This window comes from Actinomadura sp. WMMA1423 (assembly GCF_006547145.1).
In the GTDB taxonomy this organism is placed as follows: Bacteria; Actinomycetota; Actinomycetes; order Streptosporangiales; family Streptosporangiaceae; genus Spirillospora.
This window is the reverse complement of sequence record NZ_CP041244.1, coordinates 594,007-615,220: the sequence shown is the minus strand read 5'-3', so window position 1 is coordinate 615,220 and position 21,214 is coordinate 594,007. Positions and strand designations below refer to the sequence as shown.

The following is a 21,214-nucleotide window of genomic DNA, read 5'->3' as shown; positions in this document are numbered from 1 at the left end:
ACGGAATATCGTCCCGCCCGTCAACCCCGCGGCCGCGGTGGCTCCGGGAGGGCGGTGATCTCCACGCGGGTGTCGTGGAAGACGGGGCCGCCGCCGAGGTCGGTGTCGCGCTCGTCGACGACGGCGTTGGGGTTGGAGCCGCCCGAGAGCTTGGCCCAGTGGCCCTTGGAGGTCGCCGCGACGCCGGGGCGGACCTCGTCGGTGATCTTCAGGACGGCCTCGAACGCGCCCCGGTCGTTGGCGACCCGGATCCGCTGGCCGTCGCTCAGGCCCCGCGCCCTCGCGTCGTCCTCGTGGAGGCGGACGGTCAGGCCTCCTGAGCGGCGCCTGAGCTCCGGATTGTTGGCGAACTGGGTGTTGAGGAACTCGTGCGAGGCCGCCGAGACCAGCGCGAGAGGGTAGCGCCGGGCCAGCTCCTCGTCGGCGACCTCCCCGGGCGGGACGTATCCGGCGAGCCCGGCGGCGGGGGAGCGGAACTCGAACCGGCCCGACGGGGTCGGGAACCCGTCGGCGTACGGCAGGAACGGGTCGGGGACCGGCATGCGCACGAAACCCTCCTTGCGGAGGCGGTCCAGCGTGATCCCGGCCATCCAAGGATGGTCCGAGGCCAGCAGTTGCTCGGCGAGGCTCTCGTCGGAGTCGTAGAGGGCCGCCTCCTCCAGGCCCATCCGGCGCGCCAGGCGGCGGAACGTCTCGGTCGTCGGCAGGCACTCGCCGGGCGGCGCCACAGCCGGCTCGTTCCAGGTGAGGTAGAGGTGCCCGTAGCCCTCGTGCAGGTCGGCGTGCTCGTGCTGCGCCGTCGCGGGCAGCACGATGTCGGCGTAGTCCGCCGTGTCGGTCGGGAACTGCTCCAGGACGACGGTGAAGAGGTCCTCGCGGGCCAGGCCCCGGCGCACCTTGTTCTGGTGCGGGGTGCTCCCGGCGGGGTTCGCGGCGATGACGAACAGGGCCTTGACCGGCGGGTCCCGGACGTCCAGCAGTCCTTCGCCGAGGCGGCTCATCGACAGCGTGCGCACGGGGCGGGGGCGCAGGTCGTCCCGCCACAGCGCGGCCTTGTCGAGCTTGACGTGGCCGGACGTGGAGAACGCGAGCCCGCCGCCGCGCCGCGCCCAGTCGCCGGTCACGGCCGGGATGGCGGCGATCAGGCGCAGGGCGGCCCCGCCGCCGGAGTGCCGCTGGAGCCCCTGCGTCGCGCGGATGGCGGTGGGGCGGGTGCGGGCGATCCGCTCTCCCAGCGCGATGATGCGCTCGGCCGGGATCCCGGTGATGCGCGCGGCCCGGTCCGGCGGGTACCCGGCGACCCGTGCCGCGAACTCGTCCCACCCGAGCGTGCGGTGGGCCAGGAAGTCCGAGTCCTGCGCGCCGAGACCGGTCACGACGTTGAGCAGGCCCAGCGCGAGCGCGCCGTCCGTGCCGGGCAGCGGCGCCAGGTGCTCGTCGGCCTGGCGCGCGGTCCGGGTCCGCACCGGGTCGATCGCGACCAGGTGCGCGCCCGCCTTCCGCGCGTCCTGGACGAACTTCCACACGTGGTGGCCGCTCGTCAGGGGGTTCGTGCCCCACAGCAGGACCAGCCGGGCGTGCGCGAGGTCCTCGGGGTCCATGCCGCCGGGGGAGCCGACCGCCTCCGCCATCCCGGCGCTGCCCGCCGCCGAGCAGATGTTGGCATCGTGCGCCGAGGCGCCGAGCACGTTGAAGAAGCGCCGCCCCGAGCAGCCTTCGAGGCCCTGCAGATAGCCGAGGGTGCCCGTCCCCCAGTACGGCCAGACCGCCTCGCCGCCGTACTCACCGAGGATCCCCTCCAGCCGCGCGGCGATCTCGTCGAGCGCCTCGTCCCAACCGATGCGCTCGAACCGGCCCTCGCCCTTGGCGCCCACCCGGCGCAGCGGATGCAGGACGCGGTCCGGCTGGGCGGCGCGCTCCAGCCACCGGTTCACCTTCGCGCACAGGGCCCCGCGCGTGTACGGGTGCTCGGGGTTGCCGCGCAGCCGGACCGCCTCCCCGTCCCGCACGGTGACGACCCATGAGCACCCGTCGGGGCAGTCCAGCGGGCAGGCGCCCAGCACCGTCAGCTCCGACGTCATGGAACCTCCCCTGGCCGGCCGAACCCCTCAAGTCTGCGTCACACCACGGGCAGCTCATTCCTCTGCGAGGACGCCGTCTCCGACGAGACCCCGCAGCCGGTCGTTGGCGCGCTCGAGAGCGCCGAGCGCGGCCTCGCGCTCGGCCGCGCTCGCCTCTCCCAAGGCTTCTTCGGCCAGCTCCGCCCATGCGCGTTCGATGCCGGGCACGAGCTCGTGCCCGGCATCGGTGACCACGATCCGGACCTGGCGGCGATCGGAGGGGACCGCCTCGCGCCGGAACCAACCGCCGCCCTCCAGCCGGGCCAGGCTGCGAGTCGCGGTGGGCGGCTCGACGCCCAGGCTCGCCGCCAGCTGCGAGACCGTCATGCCCTCGGGTTCCCGCGCCAGGATCCACAGCAGCACGTCCTGCCCGGGATGGAGCCCGAGCGCGGCGAGCTTGCGCGCCTTCGCGGCGCGGTAGAGCTTGCTCATCTTGTTCAGCGCCCGGTTGACGCGCATCGCCTCGCCTGCATCCACGTCCCCATCCTACTGATGTATAGTCGGCTAATAGATAGTCGGCTAAGTAATGGAGGAGCAATGGATCTCGGACTCGAGGGCCGGGTCGTGCTGGTCACGGGCGCTTCCGGTGCCATCGGCGGCGCGGTCGCCAGGGCCTTCGCGCGGGAAGGCGCCCTGGTGGCCGCGGGCTGGCACGGCGGCGAGGACAGGGCTCGCGCCCTCGTCGACTCGATCGTCGAGGCGGGCGGGAAGGGGACGGCGATCCGGATCGACCAGCGCGAACCGGACACGGTCCGGGCGGCGGTGCGCCAGGTCGAGCGTGAACTCGGCGACATCGCGGTCCTGGTCGCGAGCGCCGTGTCCTGGCCGGCGCGCGCTCCGGAGACCTGGGACACCCTGGCGGACGGCTTCGCCGCGAACGCGATCGGGCCGCTGGAGCTGATCGACGCCGTCCTCGCCGGGATGAGGAGTGCGGGGTGGGGGCGCCTGGTGCTGGTCTCCTCCGACGTGGTCGACCAGCCGATGCCCGCCGCCGTCGCCTACCCCGCGGCCAAGGGCGCGCTGGAGACGGCCGCGAGGGTGCTCGCCGCGCGAGAGGCCCGGCACGGCATCCTCGCCAACGTCGTCCGCCCCGGCTTCACCCTGACCGAGAAGGCGCTGTCCACGCCCGGGCTCGGGCAGGAGGCCGTCGACTCCGAGGCCGCCAAGACCCCGACCGGCCGCATCTGCACCCCCGAGGACGTCGCGTCGGCGGTGGCCTACCTCGGCTCGGCGGCGAACGGGCACGTCAACGGCGAGGTCCTCTCCGTGGCGGGGGGCCGGCACCTGACCCGCTGACCACCGGGCACGGGGACCGCGTCCTGATGTCGCGAGGTGAGAGCCGGGGTGGTTTCCTAAGGGGCGAAGGAAACGACGGTAGGGGGAACGAGAGTGAAGAGCGTCGAGCCCGAGGTGTACCTCGTTGCGCGGCCCGAACTGGACTACGACGAGGTCGCCCGGTACCTGCGGGACGTGGGCGGAGAGGGCTGGCTGGAGCGGCTCGACCGCGGCGAGCTCGACGACGAGCTGAACGATCCGCAGAACCTGGCCGAGTTCGCGGGCCGGCTCTGCTACCGCTCCTGGGAGCCGGGCCTCAACCCCAACGTCACCAAGATCCGCACCGACTCCGGCCAGTACCTGGAGAACATCCTGCGCAGCCTGCACGGCTCGGTGCTGGAGCACGTCAGCTTCAGCTTCGTCCTGCACAACGTCAGCCGGGTGCTGACCCACGAGCTCGTGCGGCACCGCCCTGGCGTCGCCATCTCGCAGGAGTCGCTGCGGTTCGTCCGGTTGCAGGACATCCCCTTCTGGTTCCCCGAGTGGGCCCGCGAGGACACCGAGTTGATGAAGCGCGCCACCGCCATGCTGGAGCAGATGGAGGAGTTCCAGGGCTGGATGGCCGCGCACTTCGGCCTGGACGACGAGGGCGTGCCGTTCAAGGAGAAGAAGCACAAGACCTCGTTCATGCGCCGCTTCGCCCCCGAGGGCGTCGGCACCGGCCTGGTCTGGACGGCCAACGTCCGGACCCTGCGCCACACGCTGGAGAACCGCACCGCGCCCGGCGCCGAGGAGGAGATCCGGCTGCTCTTCGGCAAGATCGGCGAGGTGATGCGCACGGAGGCCCCGGACCTGTTCGGCGACTACGTCGTCGAGGACGGCTCCTGGGTCCCGAAGTGGCGCAAGGTCTGAGCCCGCGCCGTCCGCGCTGGGTCTGGGCGGGCGGGCTCGGTTGGGGAATTATTGGACCCTATGTCTGACATCTCCATTCCGGTGGGCGCCCGCGAGCTGCCGGGCTACCTCGCCGTTCCCGAGGGCGAGGGGCCCTGGCCGGGCGTCGTGATCGTGTTCGAGGCGATGGGCGCGAACGCCGACATGCGCGCCCAGGCCGACCGGTTCGCCGCCAACGGCTACCTCGCCGTCCTGCCCGACCTCTACGGCGGGGCGCCCTGGGTGCGCTGCGTCGCCAAGGCGATGCGCGACATGCGCGCCCAGCGCGGGCCGACCTACGACCACATCGAGGCGACCCGCGCGTGGCTCGCCGGCCGGGACGACTGCACCGGCGACGTGGGGGTGTGCGGGTTCTGCATGGGCGGCGGGTTCGCGCTGGTCGCGGCGGCGAGGTACGACTTCAAGGCCGCCGCGGCCAACTACGGGATCCTGCCGCGCCGGCCGGAGGAGTCGCTGCGGGGGGCGTGCCCGATCGTCGGGAGCTACGGGGCGGCCGACCCGTCGCTGCGCGGTGCGGCCGGCAGGCTGGAGCGGGCCCTGACGGCGGCGGGGGTGCCGCACGACGTGAAGGAGTACCCGGGCACCGGGCACGGATTCCTCACCGGCCTCACCCCGCCGCCCCCGCTCGGCCCGATCGCGAAGATCGTCATGGGCTTCGGGAAGGGCCGCGAGAACGCCCCGGACGGCTGGGAGCGCATCCTGGCGTTCTTCGGCGAGCACGTCGCTAAAAAATCTACAACGTAAAGGCGTCGGCCGGTGGAGCGGTGGCCGGACCCTCGCGGCGGTCCGGCCTCACCGCGCCCCTTACCCCGGACGTAATCGCGGCCCTGACCCGGGCGCCGGTAGCGTCGTGGCGTGACGACGATGACGACGGGGTTGAGCGACGTGCGGCCGATCGGGGACCAGCTCCGGGCATGGCGGCAGCGGCGCAGGCTGAGCCAGCTCGAACTGGCGTCGGACGCGGACGTGTCCACGCGGCACCTCAGCTTCGTGGAGACGGGGCGCTCGGCGCCGAGCCGGGAGATGGTGCTGCGGCTCGCCGAGCACCTGGACGTGCCGCTGCGCGACCGCAATCTGCTGCTGGTGGCCGCCGGGTACGCGCCGGTGTTCGACGAGACGCCGATCGAGGAGCCGAAGATGGACACGGTCCGCGCGGCGCTCCGCCAGGTGCTGGACGGCCACGAGCCCTACCCGGCCGTGGTGGTGGACCGGTTCTGGAACCTGATCGACGCCAACGGCGCGGCGGCGTTCTTCATGGAGGGCGCCCCGCCGGAGCTGCTGGAGCCGCCGCTGAACGTCCTGCGGCTCAGCATGCACCCGGACGGGATGGCCAAGAACATCCTGAACCTCGCGGAGTGGCGCGCCCACATGATCGACCGGGTCCGGCGGCATGTGGCGCTGACCGCGGACTCGGCGCTCGCCCAGCTGTACCGGGAGCTGCGGAGCTTCCCCGGCGACGTGGGGGAGGCGATCGCCCCGCCCGCGGGGCACGAGGTCTTCGTCCCGCTGCGGATGCGGGTGGACGGCCGCGAGCTGTCGTTCTTCAGCACCATCGCGACCTTCGGGACGCCGGTCGACATCACGGTGGCCGAGCTCGCGATCGAGTCGTTCTACCCGGCGGACGCGAAGACGACCGGCTTCCTGCGGGAGCGCGCCGGCTGGTGACGGGCCTCAGTCGCCGGCCGTGAGCAGGTCGTGGTGGACGCTCTCCAGCGGCACGCCGAGCCGCTGGAGGGCGGAGACCGTCCCGCGGACGAGCGGCGCGGGCCCCGCCACGTAGGCCTCGTGGCCGCTCGCGCCGTCGAGGTCGTCCAGGAGCCGGGGCAGGACCTCCGGCACGCGGCCGCCGACGGTGCCGGGGGCGGGGTCGCGGGAGACCACCGGGACGACGTGGAGCCGGGGGTGGGCGTACTCCAGCATCCGCAGTTCGGGGAGGTCGTAGAGGTCGTCCTCGGTGCGCGCCGCGACGACGAGCAGGACGTCGCGGTCCGGGGCGGAGGTGGCGGCCTGCTCGGCCAGCGCCTTCATCGGGGCGAGGCCGGTGCCGCCGCCGACCAGCAGGAGCGGGCGGCCGGAGTCCGGGTCGAGGGTCATCGTGCCCTCCGGCGGCCCCAGCAGCACGCTGTCGCCCGGACCGGTGTGCCGGACCAGCGCGCCGCTCACCCACCCGGCGGGAAGGGCCCTGACGTGCAGGGACACCGTCCCGTCCCGGCGGGGCGCGTTCGCGATCGAGTACGTCCGCCAGACCCGGGGCCAGCGGGCCGACTGCACGCTGACGTGCTGCCCGGGCGTGAACGGCAGGGGGCGCTCGGGGCGCAGCGTGATCACGGCGAGGTCGAAGGCGCGGCGGTCGTGCCGGACGACCTCGGCGACCCACCACGGCGGGGCGTCCGCGGCGTCCCGCTCGGCCGCGCCGGCCATGGCCTCGGCCGCGGAGCGGTAGGCGGCGCGGCACGCGGCCTCGGCCCCGGCGGTCCAGACGTCGGCGGCGAAGGCGCGCAGCGTCGCGATCAGGGCGTCCTCGACGGCGGGATAGTGCTCGCGCAGCACCCCGTACTTGCGGTGGCCCCGGCCGAGGCCCTCCAGGTGGCGGGCGAGCTCCTCGGGGTTGTCCTGGCTCCAGACGATGCGGCCGAGCGCGTGGAAGAACCGGTCGTGCTGGCCGCCCATCGCGGGCGGGAACAGGGCGCGCAGCCGCGGCCGCGCCGCGAAAAGGCGGCCGTAGAAATAACTCATGGCACCCGCCGGATCGGCCTCAAGGCGTGCGAAGCATTCTTTGATGACGCGAGTTTCCGATGACATTCGGCGGCACGCCTCCCCTTCGGGCTGTTTTCGGTGGCCGGACGGCAGGAGCGACGGTCGATCCGTGTGCGCCGGGTGCCCGACTCGGTGAGATTCTCTCATCAATCACCGCAGGTACTCAATAGACTGCTGGCGAAGGGCTTCAAGATCGCTACTCGGTGTAATTGCTCGTCAATTCTCCGTGACAGATGGTAAGTGGCCGAGTCAACGCATACTGATCAGTATCAGATCGGCGTTCCGACGTTCAGGAAGAACCCGCCCGGATGTGGAGGAAGAACCTGCATCCGGGGAGAAGATTTCCGAATTCTCGGTCTTTCCGCTCTCCGTTCCCGGAGGGCCGCTCGGCGCCGGTGTCGGCGCCGCGCGCCCATCTCGGCGCTTTCCCCGGCGGGGATCCCCGCCGTGCGGCAAGCTGGCCGGAAGGAGGGCCCGGGGGCGGGGCTGCGCGAGGGGGCGGGTGACGCACGGTGACGTGCGGCCGGCAGGCGGATCACCCATGTACGTCGCCGTCCCGCCGCCGGTGCCCAGCAGAGGGGGAGACACGCATGTCAGAAGCCGCGCGCGGGGTCCCGCGCCCCGCGGCCGGTGAGGGCGCGCCGCCGCTCATCGGCATCACCGCCTACCAGGAGCCGGCCCGATGGGGGCTGTGGGTGCGCGAGGCCGCGCTGCTGCCGGTTCCGTATGCGCGCTCGGTCGAGCGGGCCGGCGGCGTCCCGGTCCTGCTGCCTCCGGCCGCGACCCTGCGCGGGCTGGACACCCTGGTGTCCCGGCTGGACGGCGTCGTCCTGGCGGGCGGCGCCGACCTCGACCCGGAGCTGTACGGCGCCTTCCGGCACTACGAGACCGGCCCGCCGCAGCCGCAGCGCGACCGGTTCGAGCTGGCCCTCGCCCGCGCCGTGGTGGCCGCGGACCTGCCGTTCCTGGCGATCTCCCGGGGCATGCAGGTGCTGAACGTCGTGCGCGGCGGTGCCCTCGTCCAGCACCTGCCGGAGGCGGTGGGGCACCGGGGGCACGCCCCGGAGGCCGGGCTGTTCGGCTCGCACCGGGTGCGGATCAGCGAGTCGAGCCTGGCCGGCAGGATCCTCGGCGGCTCGGCCGACGTGCCCACCTGCCACCACCAGGCGGTGAGCCGGCTCGGCAAGGGCCTGACCGCCGTCGCGTGGGCCGAGGACCAGGTCGTCGAGGCCGTGGAGCTCCAGGGGCACCGCTTCGGGCTCGCCGTCCAGTGGCACCCCGAGGAGGGCGACGACCGGCGCCTGTTCGAGGCCCTCGTCGCGGAGGCCGCGGGCCGCAGGCCGGCGGCGGTCGCGCGGGCCGCCGTCGGCGCGGCGGGCCGCTGACGCCGGGATTGATCGCCGGGCCACCGGGGAAGCCGTGGGGAGGACCCCGCCGACATCCCCCGGAGGCAGCCGCATGCCCCTGCACCCGCAGACCGTGAGCTTTCTGGAACTGCTCGGCTCGTGGACGGCCGCGCCGCCGGGACGGGACCCGGCCGCCGAGCCCGCGATCGCGGAGATGCGGGAGCGGATCGGCGCGGTGTTCCCCGTCGTGCGGCGGCAGCTCCCGCGGGTGCGCGACATCGAGGTGCCCGGCCCCGGGGGGCCGGTGCCGGTGCGGCTGTACCGCCCGCTGCCGCCGGAGCGGGGGCCGCTGCCCGCCGTCGTCTACCTGCACGGCGGGGGATGGGTGCTCGGCGGCGTCGACAACGTGGACGCCTTCTGCCGCGACCTGGCGGCCGCGGCGGAGTGCGTCGTGCTGAGCGTCGACTACCGCCTGGCGCCCGAGCACCCGTTCCCCGCGGCGGTGGACGACGCGTGGGCGGTGGTCTCCTCGGCGGCGCGCGAACCCGGCCGGTACGGCGTCCGGCACGGGGCCGTGGCGGTCGCGGGCGACAGCGCCGGCGGGAACCTCGCCGCGGCCTGCGCGCTGCTGGCCAGGGACGCCGGGGTGCGGCTCGCCCACCAGCTGCTCGTCTACCCTGTGACCGACACGGCGATGGACACCCCGAGCTGGCGGGAGTTCGGGACGGGGTACGGGCTGGACGCCGGCTCGCTCGCCCGGTTCATGGAGCTCTACCGGGGCGGCGCCGACCCGTCGGACCCGAGGCTCGCCCCGCTGCGCTCCCCGGACCTGGCCGGTGCCGCGCCCGCCACCGTCATCACCGCCGAGTGCGACATCCTGCGCGACGAGGCCGAGGAGTACGCCCGCCGGCTCGCCGCGGCCGGCGTGCCGGTGGAGCTGCGCCGCTACGACGGCGTCGTGCACTCCTTCTTCCTGCTGCCCGAGATCTTCGACGCCGGTGCCGAGGCGGTGGAGTTCGCTGTGCGACGATTGCGCGCGGCATTCGACGACCACTCGCGGCAGGGGAGTGCGGCATGACGCGGTACGGCGCGTACGAGCGGCTGAGGATCGACTGGGCGGCGGACGGGGTGCTCCGGGTCACGCTCAGCACGCCGGGCAAGCTCAACGCGGTCGACACCACCGGGCACCGCGAGCTGGCGGAGATCTGGCGGGACGCCGACGCCGACGACGAGGTGCGGGTGGTCCTCGTGCGGGGGGAGGGGACGGCGTTCTCGGCCGGCGGCGACCTCGCCATGATCGAGGAGATGATGACCGACCACGCCTCCCGCCGCCGGATCATGCGCGAGGCCCGCGACATCGTGATGAACGTGCTGAACTGCTCCAAGCCCGTGGTGAGCGCGGTGCAGGGCCCGGCGGTGGGCGCGGGGCTCGCGGTGGCGCTGCTCGCCGACGTCTCCGTCGCGGGCCGCACCGCGAAGATCATCGACGGGCACACGCGGCTGGGCGTGGCGGCCGGCGACCACGCGGCCATCGTGTGGCCGCTGCTGTGCGGGCTCGCGAAGGCCAAGTACTACCTGCTGCTCAACGACGTCCTCACCGGCGAGGAGGCCGAGCGCATCGGCCTGGTCTCGCTGTGCGTGGACGACGAGCGGGTGCACGAGCGCGCCCTGGAGATCGCCGGGCGGCTCGCCGCCGGGCCCGCCGAGGCGCTGTCGTTCACCAAGCACGCGCTGAACAACTGGCTGCGCCTCGCCGGGCCGACGTTCGACGCCTCCCTGGCGATGGAGTTCTTCGGGTTCACCGGCCCCGACGTGCGCGAGGGCGTCGCGGCGATCCGGGAGAAGCGGCCGCCCCGGTTCACCTGAGCGCGGCCCGCGCTCGACCGGGGGCTACCCGTCCGGCCCTGGTCAGTACGACTTGGGGAGCCCCAGTTCGTGCTGGGCGATGTGGGCGAGGACGAGTTCCTCGGCGACCGGGATGTTCTTGCCGATGCGGGCGTCGCGGAACATCCGGGCGATCGGGTACTCCAGCGAGTACGCCATGCCGCCGTGGGTCTGGAACGCCCGGTCGGCCGCCTGCCAGGCCGCGTCCGCCGCGGTGAGCTTGGCGATGTTGGCCTCCGAGCCGCACGGCCGCCCCCGGTCCCACAGCCAGGCGGCCTTGTAGGTCATCAGCCGCGCCAGCTCCAGCTGCGCCTTGATCCGCGCGAGCGGGAACGCGACGCCCTGGTGCGCCCCGATCGGCGTGCCGAAGGGTGAGCGCTCGCCGGCGTACTCGCAGGCGATCTTCAGCACCAGTCCGCCGGACCCGACGCCGCCCGCGGCGGCGAGGATCCGCTCGGGGTTGAGGATGTCCCACAGGACGGCGAAGCCCTGGTCGGGCTCGCCGAGGACGCGTTCGGCGGGCACGCGCACACCGTCCAGGAAGACCATGCTGGACGCGACGGTGTTGGTGCCGAGCTTCGGGATGGGCCGGTAGGTCAGCGTGCCCTCGGCCACGGCCTCCTTGACGTCCACGAGCAGGACGGTGAAGCCGGCCGTGCGAGGACGGGCCTCCGCGGCCGGGATCGTCCGGGTGACCAGGACGAGGAAGTCGGCGCGCTCCACGCCGGAGATCCAGATCTTCTGGCCGCTGACGAGGTAGGAGTCGCCGTCGCGGCGCGCCTGGGTCGCGATGTTGATCGCGTTGCTGCCCGCGTCCGGCTCGGTGACGGCGAAGCAGGTCTCGATCTCGCCGGAGGCGATCCCCGGCAGGAACTCGCGCCTCTGCTCGGCGGTGCCGTGCCGGGCGATGGTGAGCCCGCCGAACGCGGGCGTCAGCAGGTACATGAACGACGCGGCGCCGCCCGCGCCGCCTTCGGCGAGCGCCTCCAGGGCCACCGCCAGCTCCAGCAGCCCCTGGCCCCCGCCGCCGTACTCCTCGGGTATCGCCAGGCTGTGCCAGCCGCCGTCGACCAGCTCCCGCCAGACCTCCTCGGGCCACCGCTTGTCGGTGTCGCACCGGCTCCAGTAGTCCTGGTCGTACTTCCCGGCGATCGCCAGGACGCCCTCCCGCACCGCGGCCGCGCCCTCCGGCAGGTCGAAGTCCATCGCGCCTCCCTCGCAAAGCTCCCTCGTCGACTCTCGCGCGGCTCACGGTAGCCGACCGGAGTAAGTGGTCACTGACGCGGGGTCGGCGGAGGGGCGCCCGCCCGGCCGTCACCGGCCGGCGCGGCCCTGGGCCCGCGCGGTGGCGGCCATGTAGCGGGTCACCATGCGGGCGACGAAGTGGGCGAAGACCTCCGGGGGGCCGGAGGGCAGCATGATGTGGCTCATCGTCAGGCGCACGGCCGCGTCGGCGACCTCGGTGAGCGCCGCGCGGTCCAGATCCGGCCACTGGCGCAGCGCGTGCTCGGCGATGCGGGCGCTGGCGGCGAACAGCACCGGCTCCGCCTGCGTGGTGAGCAGCGGCAGCATCTCGTCGCCGCCCGCGCCCGTCAGCACCGCCTTCTTCAGCTGGTCGTCGGCGGAGGTCTCCAGCGAGAACGTCACGGCGGCGACCACCGCCGAGTACAGGTCGTCGTGCTCGGACAGCACCGCGTCGATTCCGTCGAGGTAGCGCTCGTTGTCGCGGATCACGACCGCCTGCGCGAGGCCCCACTTGTCGCCGAACTCGTTGTAGACGGTCTGCCGGCTGACCCCGGCGGCGGCGGCGACGTCCAGCATCCGGACGGCCCGGTAGCCGCGCTCCACCAGGAGGTCCGCCGCGGCGTCCAGCAGGGATTCGCGCACGGAACGACCCGCGGTGCCCATGTGTCGTCGCCCTCCAGGATGCCGGTCGGTATGCCATTATCCCCCGCGGGCCGCCGCCGGGCCATCGCGCGCCCGACGGATCCCGGCGGTCCCGCCGCGCGGGCCGGGCGGCGGCCCGGGACCTCCGAGCGCGGTCGCCCGCGCCCCGCTCTCTAGAGTGAGGGCCGACCGGCTCAGGCGAGGTGAGGAGGCCGGGTGGGCGGGATCCTTGTGGCCAACAGGGGAGAGGTCGCGCTGCGGGTCGTCCGGGCCGCGGCCGAGCTCGGCCTGCGGACGGTCGCGGTGCGCACCCGCGACGACGCGGCCTCACCGCACACCAGGCGCGCCGACGAGACGCGCGTCCTGCCCGGCGAGGGCGCCGCGGGATACCTCGACGCGGACGCGCTCGTCGCCGCCGCCAAGGACTCCGGCGCCGACGCCGTCCACCCCGGCTACGGATTCCTGAGCGAGAACGCGGGCTTCGCGGCCGGCTGCGCCGCCGCCGGCCTGACGTTCGTCGGCCCGCCCCCGGAACTGCTGGAGCTGCTGGGCGACAAGGCGGCGTCGCGCGGCCTGGCGCGGGAGGCGGGCGTGCCCGTGGCGCCCGGCACGCCCGGCGCCGTGAGCCCCGCCGAGGCTGAGGAGTTCGCCCGCGAGCACGGCACCGTCGTGCTCAAGGCGCTCGCGGGCGGCGGAGGGCGCGGCATGCGCGTCGTCACCGGCCCCGAGGCCATGGCGGACGCCTACGAGCGGTGCCGGTCGGAGGCGCTCGCCTCCTTCGGCAGCGGCGAACTGTACGCCGAGAAGTACGTGCCGGACGCCCGCCACATCGAGGTCCAGGTGGTGGGCGACGGGTCCGGAACCGTCACCCACCTGTGGGAGCGCGACTGCAGCGTCCAGCGCCGCCACCAGAAGCTGATCGAGGTCGCTCCCGCCCCCGCGCTGCCCTCCGCGGTGCGGGACGCGCTGCTGGACGCCGCGCTGCGCATGGCGGCCCGGGTCCGCTACGCCGGCCTCGGCACCTTCGAGTTCCTCGTGGACGGCGGGGACTTCTGGTTCCTGGAGGCCAACCCCAGGCTCCAGGTCGAGCACACCGTGACCGAGGAGATCACCGGCGTCGACCTGGTGAAGGCGCAGATCAGGCTGGCGATGGGGGAGGACCTCGCCGGTGTCGGCCTGGCGGCCCCGCCCGCGGTGTCCGGCTGCGCCGTGCAGGTGCGGGTCAACGCCGAGACGATCGGCGCGGACGGGGCGCCGCGCCCGAGCGCCGGGACGCTCACCGCGTTCGCGCCCCCGTCCGGGCCCGGAGTCCGCGTCGACACCCACGCGTACGCCGGGTACCGCGCGAGCCCGCGCTACGACCCGCTGCTCGCCAAGGTCGTCGCCCGCGCGGAGGACCTGCCGTCCGCCGCCGCCCGCGCCCACGGCGCGCTGGGCGAGTTCGAGATCGCGGGCGTGGCCACGAGCATCCCGCTGCTGCAGGGCGTGCTGCGGCACCCCGGCTTCACCGCCGGCGGCGCCCGCACGTCCTTCGTCGCCGACCACCTGACCGAGCTGCTGGCGAGCGAGCACCGCCGCTACTACGTCGAGACGGCCCCGTCCGCCGCCGGACCCGAGGAGCCCGCGGCCCCCGTCGGGCCGCCCGGCACGGTCGCCGTCCCGGCCCCGATGCAGGGGACGGTCGTGAGCGTGGAGGTGTCCGAGGGCGACCTCGTCCGGGCGGGCGCGCCGGTGCTGGTCCTTGAGGCCATGAAGATGGAGCACGTCGTACGCGCGGGAGAGGCGGGCGTCGTCCGCGCCCTGGCCGCCGCGCCCGGCGAGACCGTGGCCGAGGGCGCGCCGCTGCTGTTCACCGAGCCCGCGGAGGCAGGCGGCGACCACGCCGCCGAGGACGAGGCGGCCGACCTGGACCTGATCCGGCCCGATCTCGCCGAGGCGCTGCGCCGCCACGAGACCGGGCTCGACGCGGCCCGCCCGGAGGCGGTGGCCAAGCGGCACGCGCGCGGCCGCCGCACCGCGCGGGAGAACATCGGCGACCTCTGCGACCCCGGCACGTTCGTCGAGTACGGCGCCCTCGCGATCGCCGCGCAGCGGCAGCGCCGCTCCCTGGAGGAGCTCATCGAGCGCACCCCCGCCGACGGCATGGTCTGCGGCATCGGGGACGTCGACGGCGCGCAGGCGGTCGTGATGTCCTACGACTACACGGTCCTCGCCGGGACGCAGGGGCATCAGAACCACCGCAAGACCGACCGCATGCTCGACATCGCCCACCGCCGCCGCCTGCCCCTGGTCCTGTTCGCCGAGGGCGGCGGCGGACGCCCCGGCGACACCGACACCAGCACCGTCTCCGGCCTGGACGTGACGACGTTCCACGCGATGGGGCGGCTCAGCGGCGCGGTCCCGTCCGCGGGCATCGCGAGCGGGCGCTGCTTCGCCGGGAACGCGGCCCTGCTCGGCTGCTGCGACGTCATCATCGCCACCCGCGACGCCAACATCGGCATGGGCGGCCCCGCCATGATCGAAGGCGGCGGCCTCGGCGTCTTCACGCCCGAGGAGATCGGCCCGGTCGGCGACCAGGAACCGAACGGCGTCGTCGACATCGTGGTGGACGACGAGGCCGAGGCGGTCAGGGCGGCCCGCCGCTACCTGTCCTACTTCCGGGGCCCCGCCGACGACTGGACCTGCGACGACCAGCGGACACTGCGGCACATCGTCCCGGAGAACCGGATGCGCGCCTACGACGTCCGCCGCGCCGTCTCCCACCTCGCCGACACCGGTTCGGTGCTGGAGCTCCGCCGGGCGTTCGGCGTCGGGATCATCACCGCGCTCGTCCGGATCGAGGGCCGCCCGATGGGCCTGATCGCCAGCAACCCCGCGCACCTCGGCGGTGCCATCGACCGCGACGCCGCCGACAAGGCCGCCCGCTTCCTCCAGCTGTGCGACGCGCACGGCCTGCCGATCGTGTCGCTCTGCGACACCCCTGGATTCATGGTGGGCCCGGAGGCCGAGCGGACCGCGACCGTCCGGCACTTCGGCCGCCTGTTCGTCATCGGCGCCAACCTGCGCGTCCCGCTCGTCACGATCGTGCTCCGCAAGGGCTACGGGCTCGGGGCGCAGGCCATGGCGGGCGGCGGGTTCAAGGCGCCGCTGGCCACCCTCGCCTGGCCCACCGGCGAGATCGGCGGCATGGGGCTGGAGGGCGCCGTCCGGCTCGGGTTCCGCAAGGAGCTGGAGGCCGCCGAGGACCCGCAGGCGATGTTCGAGCGGATGGTCGCCGCCGCCTACGAGTACGGCAAGGCGCTCCACGCCGCCACCGTGTTCGAGCTGGACGACGTCATCGACCCGGCCGACACGCGGCGCTGGATCAGCGCCGTGCTGGCCGGGGCTCCGGCGATGGACGACCGTCCCCGCCCGTGGATCGACACGTGGTGAGGTCCTGCCCGGTGCGGTAGGCGTCCCGCACGCGGGGGTCGGCCCGCACCTCCGCCGGGGGGCCGGCCGCGATCACCCTGCCGCCGTCCAGGACGTGCAGGAGGTCGCACACGCCCAGCACCGGCTCGATCTCGTCCCCGGCGACCAGCACCGCCAGCCCCTCGTCGGCCAGGTCCCGCAGGAGGACCTCCAGCGCCCGCGCGCGCCGGTCCGGGAGACCGGCCCACGGCTCGTCCAGCACGAGCACGGCCGGCTCGGTGGCGAGGGCCCGAGCCAGGTCCACCAGTCCGGCGACGCCGGGCGGCGCGTCCCGGACGGGCCGCTCCGCGTGGTCCTCGATGCCGAGGCGGGCGAGCAGCCCGTCGGCGGCGGCGCCCGCTTCGCGGCGCCCGTCCCAGCGGCGCCGCCAGCGGTCCCGCGCCGTGCGGCCCGGCTGCTCCCGCGTCATCGCGTGCCTCGCCGCGGCGGCCCGGACGGACTGCCGGACGGTCGCGGGCCCGGCCGCGCCCGCCCGCTGGAACGTGCGGGCAATGCCGCGCCGGGCCCGTTCCCGCGCGGCGTCGCGCGTCACGTCGGCGCCGTCCAGCAGCACGGTGCCCGCCGCCGGGCGCCGCAGCCCCGTGATCACGTCGCACAGCGTCGTCTTGCCCGCGCCGCTCGGGCCGACGAGGCCGGTCACCGCGCCGGACGGGGCGGTGAGCCCCGCGCCGTCGACGGCCGTCAGCCGACCGAAGCGGACCGTCACCTCGCGCACCCGCAGACCCCGCGCAGCGGCCATGGCATCCGCCCCTTCGCGCCTCGTGTGATGTGGATCACTGGCGGGTCCACACCCTACTGACGCCCGGAGGCGGCGGCAACGGACCGCGGGGTCAGGGCGCCGGGGGCGCGAGGCGGTCGCGGGTCCACTCCTTGACCCCCGCGACGAACGCCTCGACGTCCGCGGCCTTCCCGGAGGCCATCTCGCCGAACCAGTCCGGCACGTAGCGCTCGAACCGCCCGCTCTCCAGGACCTCCAGCACGGCCGCGGCCACCTCCTGCGGCGGCAGGGCGTCGGACACGTCGCTGAGCGGCGGCTCGTTGCCCGGGAGGGTGAACAGCTCCGTCCCGGCGATGAGCGCCGGCTGGATCACGTGGACCCGCACGCCGGTGCCGTCGAGGTCGACCGCCATGCTCTCCCAGAACGCGGTGAGCGCGGCCTTGGAGGCGGAGTAGGCGGCCTCGTGCGGCGGGCCGAGTCGCGCCGCGACCGAGCCCACCGCCACCAGGTGCCCGCGCCCCCGCGCGAGCATCCCGGGCAGCAGCGCCAGCGTGAGTCGCACCGGGGACAGGTAGTTGAGGCGCATCACCTCGTCGGCCTCGGCGGGGGAGAGGTCCTGGACGCGGCGCCGCTTCGGCATCCCCGCGTTGTTGACCAGCACGTCGACGCCGCCGAGCTCGCGCTCGGCCTCGGCGGCGAGGTCGGCGAGCGCGTCGAGGTCGGCGAGGTCGGCCTCCCACATCGCCGACTCCGGAACGTGCTCGCGGCACCGGGAGAGCACCTCCGAGAGCCTGTCCTTGCGCCGCGCCACCAGGCCGACCCGCGCCCCGGCGGCGGCGAGCGCCTCCGCCACCACGGCGCCGATGCCCGACGAGGCTCCCGTGACCAGCGCGGACCGTCCGGTGAGAGTCGCCATGCACACCAACGTCACACACCCCGGCCCCACCGGCAAGGCGCAGCGCCGCCGCCCTCGGGGCCGCGGTTTTCGAAATGTCCGGCGCCGTGGCCCTTCGGTCGGTAAGGTCGTGGGTTTCGCCCCCACCACCCTCGCAGCCGGAGGTCTGTCCGCATGCCCGCCGAGCCCGCCGACCCTTCCCCGACCGCGGTCCTCGAAGCCGAACGCGCCCATCTCGCCGAGTCCCGCGCCGCGCTGCGCCGGATGCGCGAGCACGCCGAGCGCCTTACCGCCGACGTCGCCGCCGACTGGGTCTCCAAGCAGTTCCTGGAGTCGCTGCTCGACCAGCGCGTGAGGGCGCTGGCCGACCACCCGGGCACCCCGCTGTTCTTCGGCCGCATGGACCGCGACGGCGAGACCGGCTCCGACCTGCCCGCCGTCATGTACGTGGGGCGGCGGCACGTCCACGACGGCGACGAGGGGCGGCCCCTCGTCCTGGACTGGCGCGCCCCCGTGTCGCGGGCCTTCTACCAGGCCGGACCGGCGGACCCGATGGGCTGGCGGCTCCGTCGCCGCTTCGGGTTCCGGGCCGGCGAGCTGACCGCCTTCGAGGACGAGCCGCTCGACGGCGGCGACATCGGCCCCTCCCGGATCCTCACCGAGGAGATCGAGCGGCCCCGCACCGGCCCGATGCGCGACATCGTCGCGACCATCCAGCCCGAGCAGGACGAGATCGTCCGCGCCGACCTGCCCCGCACCGTCTGCGTCCAGGGCGCGCCCGGCACCGGCAAGACGGCCGTCGGACTGCACCGCGCCGCCTACCTGCTGTTCACCCACCGGGAGAAGCTGTCGCGGTCGGGCGTCCTCATCGTCGGGCCTAACCACGCGTTCCTCGCCTACATCTCGGCGGTGCTGCCCGCCCTCGGCGAGGTCCGGGTCGAGCAGGCCACCATCGACGACCTGCTCGGCCCGCCGCTCGCGGACGAGCCCGCGGACGCGGCCGCCGTCAAGGGCGGCGCCCGGATGGCGGACGTGCTGCGCAGGGCGCTGTGGCTGCACGTCCGCAAGCCGGAGGAGGGGCTCGTCGTCACGCGCGGCGCGGCGCGCTACCGGCTCGCCGGCCACGAGGTCAGCGAGATCGCCGCCGCGCTGCGCGGGACGACCCGCTACGGCGCGGGCCGCGCCGCCTTCGCGCAGCGGCTCGCGCACCAGGTCCTGGTGCTGATGGAGCGGCGCGGGGAGGCCCCCGACGACCGCGTCCAGGACCAGGTGGCGCGGAGCCGGCCGGTCAGGCAGGTCCTCGACGCGGTGTGGCCGAAGGTGACCGCCGAGCAGGTCCTGCACCGGCTGCTGACGGACGCCGACCTGCTGCGCAGGGCCGCGAAGGGGGTGCTGGACGAGGAGGAGCAGGCCGTCCTCCTGCGGGGCAGGCCCGCCCGCTCGCACCGCTCGGCCAAGTGGACCGCGGCCGAGCGGGCGCTGCTGGACGAGCTGAACGGCCTCATCGAGCGCACCGCCTCGCTCGGCCACCTGGTGGTGGACGAGGCGCAGGACCTGTCCGCCATGCAGTTGCGGGCGCTGGGCCGCCGCTGCGGGACGGGCTCGGCGACCGTCCTCGGCGACCTCGCGCAGGGCACGACCGTGTGGTCGGCGCGCACATGGAAGGAGGTCCTCTCCCATCTCGGGCAGGACGGGGAGGTCACCGAGCTGACCCTCGGATTCCGCGTCCCGGGGACCGTCCTCGACTTCGCCGCCCGCCTGCTTCCGCACGTGGCGCCCGGCCTGGAGCGGCCGCGCTCACTGCGTCCCGGCGCGGGGGCGCTCACCCTGCGGCGCGTCCCCGACGTCGCCGCGGGAGCGGCCGGGGCGGCGCGCGCCGCCCTCGCCCGCCCCGGCTCGGTCGGCCTGATCGGCCCGGACGCGCGGGCGGGCGCGCACGCGGCGGCGCTGGAGGCCGCCGGGCTGGAGCACGAGGTGCTCGGGCCCGAGTCCGAGGGCGCCGCGCGGCTGCTCGTCGTCCCCGCGACCCTCGCCAAGGGCCTGGAGTACGACCACGTGATCGTCGCCGAGCCCGCCGCCATCGCCGCGGCCGAGGAGCGCGGCCTCGCCCGCCTGTACGTCGTGCTGACCCGCGCCGTCAGCACGCTGACCGTGGTCCACGCGGACGACCTCCCCGCCGAGCTGGCGGAGCCGTGAACGGGCGCCGGGCGCCCTAGGCGCTCCCGGCCGCCCGGCCCTCCCGCGGGCGCATCCCGTCGAAGGCGATGCGGAGGACGTCGCCGCGGGCCCCGGCGCGTCCGGCGGCATAGGACATGCCGGCCAGCAGCGCCAGGACCTCGCCGGGGACGATGTCGTCCCGGACGGCGCCGGCCTCCTGCGCCCGCTGGAGGAGGACCCCGATGGCGGCCTTCAGGCCCGGCCCGGCGCGCCCGGTCGCCTCCCGGGCGTCGACGCCGACCTCGGCCAGCGCCTCGGTGACGGCCTGCTTGGTCGCCGCCTGCGAGACCACCCGGGAGAAGAAGCCGAAGAACGCGGCGCCGGGGTCGGCCGCCGACCCCAGCTCGCGCGCCTCGGCCGCCAGCCGCTCCACCAGCGCGACGAGCACGGCCTCCAGCAGCGACTCCTTGGTGGGGAAGTGCCGGAACACCGTCCCGATGCCGACCCCCGCCTTGCGCGCCACCTCCTCGGTGGGGGCGGAGGTGCCCTGGACGGCGAAGACCTCCTCGGCCGCGGCGAGGACCTTGGCGCGGTTGCGCTGGGCGTCGGCGCGCAGGGGCCTGCCGGGGTCGGGTGACGTCATCGCGGCCTTCCGTTGACAACCGGAGTCTTTGCTCCGTATTTTCTCATGCGGAGCCCGTACTCCGATTGTAGGGGAGATCGCATGTCAGAGTTCGCCAGCCCCCGGGCCGTCTTCCAGCGGCTGATCGACGGGATCATCGCGCGGCGGCCGGAGGGGCTGCCGCAGCTCTACGCGCCGGACGCCGTGGTCGTGCACCCGTTCGCCCACCCGGCCTCGCGGCTGGAGGGCCGCGAGGCGCTGCGCCGGCACTTCGCGCAGCTGGAGACGCTGCCGGTGGAGATGAAGGCGCGCAACATCGTCGTGCACCAGACCGCCGACCCCGAGGTGATCATCGCGGAGTTCGAGTACGCGGGCCGCAACACCGAGAACGGGCGGGAGTTCGTCGTGCCCAACATCTTCGTCCTGCGGGTGCGCGACGGCCACATCGTGGAGTCCCGCGACTACGCCCACCACCGCGCCTTCGAGGAGGCGATGGCGTGAACCCTCCTGGCGTGAACCCGGCCGGCAAGGCCACTCCAGGCGCCGCGACCCCCCGTGAGGTGTTCGCGCGGCTCAGTGCGGGCATCTCGGCCGGCCGCTGGCACGAGCTCGCCGCCCTCTACGCCGAGGACGCGGTCGTCGAGCAGCCGTTCGCCCTCCCGCCCGCGCCGCCGCGCCTGGAGGGGCGCGCGGTGATCGACCGGCACTTCCGCGCCGCCGCGCGCGGGCCCCTCGAACTGCGCGCCCGCGACGTGGTGGTGCACGACACCGCCGACCCGGAGGTGATCGTCGCGGAGTTCGACTACGACGGCCGCGTGGCCACCTCGGGCCGCACGTTCCGCGTCGCCAACATCCAGGTGCTGCGGGTGCGCGGCGGGCTGATCGCCGAGACCCGCGACTATCACGACCATCCGGGCTTCGCGCGGGCGATGCGCGACGGCTGAGAGCGGGTGCGCGGCGGGGAGGAGGCCCCCGTGCCGCCCGCCGCACGGGCGGCGCGTGCGGGCGGAACGTCCGGGCGCGGTCCGGCGCGGGCGGTTGACTGGCCGTCCCGGCCGTTCCTAGGGTGGACGGCGGCATACCGACCGGTTGGTATGTCCGGTCCGGGTGGCCGCCGCCACCCACGCCCCG

At 74.8% G+C, this 21,214-nt stretch carries 19 protein-coding genes; 11 read left to right on the top strand and 8 right to left on the bottom strand.

Annotated features, from left to right (window positions below):
* Positions 1–20: 20 nt before the first annotated feature.
* The gene (locus FKD65_RS03075; RefSeq protein ID WP_141576036.1) at positions 21–2,081 is read right to left on the bottom strand and encodes a molybdopterin-dependent oxidoreductase; all 2,061 of its coding nucleotides are present in this window, start codon (positions 2,079–2,081) and stop codon (positions 21–23) included.
* A 54-nt stretch (positions 2,082–2,135) separates the two neighbouring features.
* Positions 2,136–2,597, bottom strand: a complete 462-nt coding sequence (locus tag FKD65_RS03070) for a MarR family transcriptional regulator (RefSeq protein ID WP_141576035.1) — start codon at positions 2,595–2,597, stop codon at positions 2,136–2,138.
* 60 nt (positions 2,598–2,657) lie between these two features.
* Between FKD65_RS03070 and FKD65_RS03065 the strand changes: the two genes are divergently transcribed.
* The 4 genes from FKD65_RS03065 to FKD65_RS03050 all read left to right on the top strand — a co-directional run bounded on the left by FKD65_RS03065 (position 2,658) and on the right by FKD65_RS03050 (position 6,011).
* Positions 2,658–3,416 carry an SDR family NAD(P)-dependent oxidoreductase gene (locus FKD65_RS03065; protein WP_141576034.1) on the top strand — a complete coding sequence of 253 codons (759 nt, stop codon included), beginning with the start codon at positions 2,658–2,660 and terminating at the stop codon, positions 3,414–3,416.
* 93 nt (positions 3,417–3,509) lie between these two features.
* Entirely contained in the window at positions 3,510–4,307 is a 798-nt protein-coding gene (gene thyX / locus FKD65_RS03060; RefSeq protein ID WP_141576033.1) for an FAD-dependent thymidylate synthase, read from the top strand.
* A gap of 60 nt (positions 4,308–4,367) precedes the next feature.
* Positions 4,368–5,090 carry a dienelactone hydrolase family protein gene (locus FKD65_RS03055; protein WP_141576032.1) on the top strand — a complete coding sequence of 241 codons (723 nt, stop codon included), beginning with the start codon at positions 4,368–4,370 and terminating at the stop codon, positions 5,088–5,090.
* Between the two features lie 120 nt (positions 5,091–5,210).
* Positions 5,211–6,011 (top strand): helix-turn-helix domain-containing protein, encoded by an 801-nt coding sequence (locus FKD65_RS03050; protein WP_141586306.1) that lies wholly within the window; start codon positions 5,211–5,213, stop codon positions 6,009–6,011.
* A 6-nt stretch (positions 6,012–6,017) separates the two neighbouring features.
* Here FKD65_RS03050 and FKD65_RS03045 read toward each other — a convergent pair whose 3' ends face one another.
* Positions 6,018–7,082: a globin domain-containing protein gene (locus FKD65_RS03045; RefSeq protein WP_240809946.1), complete on the bottom strand. Its 1,065-nt coding sequence runs from the start codon at positions 7,080–7,082 to the stop codon at positions 6,018–6,020.
* Positions 7,083–7,693: 611 nt separating this feature from the next.
* Here FKD65_RS03045 and FKD65_RS03040 point away from each other — a divergent pair.
* The 3 genes from FKD65_RS03040 to FKD65_RS03030 all read left to right on the top strand — a co-directional run bounded on the left by FKD65_RS03040 (position 7,694) and on the right by FKD65_RS03030 (position 10,315).
* Positions 7,694–8,488 (top strand): gamma-glutamyl-gamma-aminobutyrate hydrolase family protein, encoded by a 795-nt coding sequence (locus FKD65_RS03040; protein WP_141576030.1) that lies wholly within the window; start codon positions 7,694–7,696, stop codon positions 8,486–8,488.
* 73 nt (positions 8,489–8,561) lie between these two features.
* Positions 8,562–9,527 (top strand): alpha/beta hydrolase, encoded by a 966-nt coding sequence (locus FKD65_RS03035; protein WP_141576029.1) that lies wholly within the window; start codon positions 8,562–8,564, stop codon positions 9,525–9,527.
* Positions 9,524–10,315: an enoyl-CoA hydratase/isomerase family protein gene (locus tag FKD65_RS03030; protein ID WP_141576028.1), complete on the top strand. Its 792-nt coding sequence runs from the start codon at positions 9,524–9,526 to the stop codon at positions 10,313–10,315. The genes FKD65_RS03035 and FKD65_RS03030 overlap by 4 nt, the downstream gene beginning before the upstream one ends.
* A gap of 42 nt (positions 10,316–10,357) precedes the next feature.
* On the opposite strand, the gene FKD65_RS03025 is transcribed toward FKD65_RS03030, so the two are convergent.
* Positions 10,358–11,539, bottom strand: coding sequence for an acyl-CoA dehydrogenase family protein (locus tag FKD65_RS03025; protein WP_141576027.1), 1,182 nt, complete (start codon positions 11,537–11,539; stop codon positions 10,358–10,360).
* A 108-nt stretch (positions 11,540–11,647) separates the two neighbouring features.
* Entirely contained in the window at positions 11,648–12,220 is a 573-nt protein-coding gene (locus FKD65_RS03020) for a TetR/AcrR family transcriptional regulator (RefSeq protein WP_240809945.1), read from the bottom strand.
* Positions 12,221–12,436: 216 nt separating this feature from the next.
* Between FKD65_RS03020 and FKD65_RS03015 the strand changes: the two genes are divergently transcribed.
* Entirely contained in the window at positions 12,437–15,652 is a 3,216-nt protein-coding gene (locus FKD65_RS03015; protein ID WP_141576025.1) for a carboxyl transferase domain-containing protein, read from the top strand.
* On the opposite strand, the gene FKD65_RS03010 is transcribed toward FKD65_RS03015, so the two are convergent.
* Positions 15,585–16,430, bottom strand: a complete 846-nt coding sequence (locus tag FKD65_RS03010) for an ATP-binding cassette domain-containing protein (protein ID WP_141576024.1) — start codon at positions 16,428–16,430, stop codon at positions 15,585–15,587. The two genes, FKD65_RS03015 and FKD65_RS03010, sit on opposite strands and share 68 nt — an antisense overlap.
* 91 nt (positions 16,431–16,521) lie before the next feature.
* Positions 16,522–17,325 (bottom strand): SDR family oxidoreductase, encoded by an 804-nt coding sequence (locus tag FKD65_RS03005; RefSeq protein WP_141576023.1) that lies wholly within the window; start codon positions 17,323–17,325, stop codon positions 16,522–16,524.
* 153 nt (positions 17,326–17,478) lie between these two features.
* On the opposite strand from FKD65_RS03005, the gene FKD65_RS03000 reads away from it, so the two are divergent.
* On the top strand, positions 17,479–19,500 hold the full coding sequence (locus FKD65_RS03000; protein ID WP_141576022.1) for an AAA family ATPase: 2,022 nt from the start codon (positions 17,479–17,481) through the stop codon (positions 19,498–19,500).
* A gap of 16 nt (positions 19,501–19,516) precedes the next feature.
* Here the strand turns inward: FKD65_RS03000 and FKD65_RS02995 are convergent, their stop codons facing one another.
* Positions 19,517–20,104, bottom strand: a complete 588-nt coding sequence (locus FKD65_RS02995) for a TetR/AcrR family transcriptional regulator (protein ID WP_141576021.1) — start codon at positions 20,102–20,104, stop codon at positions 19,517–19,519.
* Between the two features lie 81 nt (positions 20,105–20,185).
* On the opposite strand from FKD65_RS02995, the gene FKD65_RS02990 reads away from it, so the two are divergent.
* On the top strand, positions 20,186–20,584 hold the full coding sequence (locus FKD65_RS02990) for a nuclear transport factor 2 family protein (RefSeq protein WP_168220924.1): 399 nt from the start codon (positions 20,186–20,188) through the stop codon (positions 20,582–20,584).
* Positions 20,581–21,027: a nuclear transport factor 2 family protein gene (locus FKD65_RS02985; RefSeq protein WP_141576019.1), complete on the top strand. Its 447-nt coding sequence runs from the start codon at positions 20,581–20,583 to the stop codon at positions 21,025–21,027. Before FKD65_RS02990 ends, FKD65_RS02985 begins: the two co-directional genes overlap by 4 nt.
* Positions 21,028–21,214: the final 187 nt, after the last annotated feature.

Excerpts from the sequence above, each read along its gene's own strand:
- FKD65_RS03075 (WP_141576036.1), bottom strand. The coding sequence starts at position 2,081 with ATGACGTCGGAGCTGACGGTGCTGGGCGCCTGCCCGCTGGACTGCCCC.
- FKD65_RS03065 (WP_141576034.1), top strand. The coding sequence starts at position 2,658 with ATGGATCTCGGACTCGAGGGCCGGGTCGTGCTGGTCACGGGCGCTTCC.
- FKD65_RS03055 (WP_141576032.1), top strand. The coding sequence starts at position 4,368 with ATGTCTGACATCTCCATTCCGGTGGGCGCCCGCGAGCTGCCGGGCTAC.
- FKD65_RS03050 (WP_141586306.1), top strand. The coding sequence starts at position 5,211 with ATGACGACGGGGTTGAGCGACGTGCGGCCGATCGGGGACCAGCTCCGG.
- FKD65_RS03045 (WP_240809946.1), bottom strand. The coding sequence starts at position 7,082 with ATGAGTTATTTCTACGGCCGCCTTTTCGCGGCGCGGCCGCGGCTGCGC.
- FKD65_RS03040 (WP_141576030.1), top strand. The coding sequence starts at position 7,694 with ATGTCAGAAGCCGCGCGCGGGGTCCCGCGCCCCGCGGCCGGTGAGGGC.
- FKD65_RS03035 (WP_141576029.1), top strand. The coding sequence starts at position 8,562 with ATGCCCCTGCACCCGCAGACCGTGAGCTTTCTGGAACTGCTCGGCTCG.
- FKD65_RS03030 (WP_141576028.1), top strand. The coding sequence starts at position 9,524 with ATGACGCGGTACGGCGCGTACGAGCGGCTGAGGATCGACTGGGCGGCG.
- FKD65_RS03025 (WP_141576027.1), bottom strand. The coding sequence starts at position 11,539 with ATGGACTTCGACCTGCCGGAGGGCGCGGCCGCGGTGCGGGAGGGCGTC.
- FKD65_RS03010 (WP_141576024.1), bottom strand. The coding sequence starts at position 16,430 with ATGGCCGCTGCGCGGGGTCTGCGGGTGCGCGAGGTGACGGTCCGCTTC.
- FKD65_RS03005 (WP_141576023.1), bottom strand. The coding sequence starts at position 17,325 with ATGGCGACTCTCACCGGACGGTCCGCGCTGGTCACGGGAGCCTCGTCG.
- FKD65_RS03000 (WP_141576022.1), top strand. The coding sequence starts at position 17,479 with ATGCCCGCCGAGCCCGCCGACCCTTCCCCGACCGCGGTCCTCGAAGCC.
- FKD65_RS02995 (WP_141576021.1), bottom strand. The coding sequence starts at position 20,104 with ATGACGTCACCCGACCCCGGCAGGCCCCTGCGCGCCGACGCCCAGCGC.
- FKD65_RS02990 (WP_168220924.1), top strand. The coding sequence starts at position 20,186 with ATGTCAGAGTTCGCCAGCCCCCGGGCCGTCTTCCAGCGGCTGATCGAC.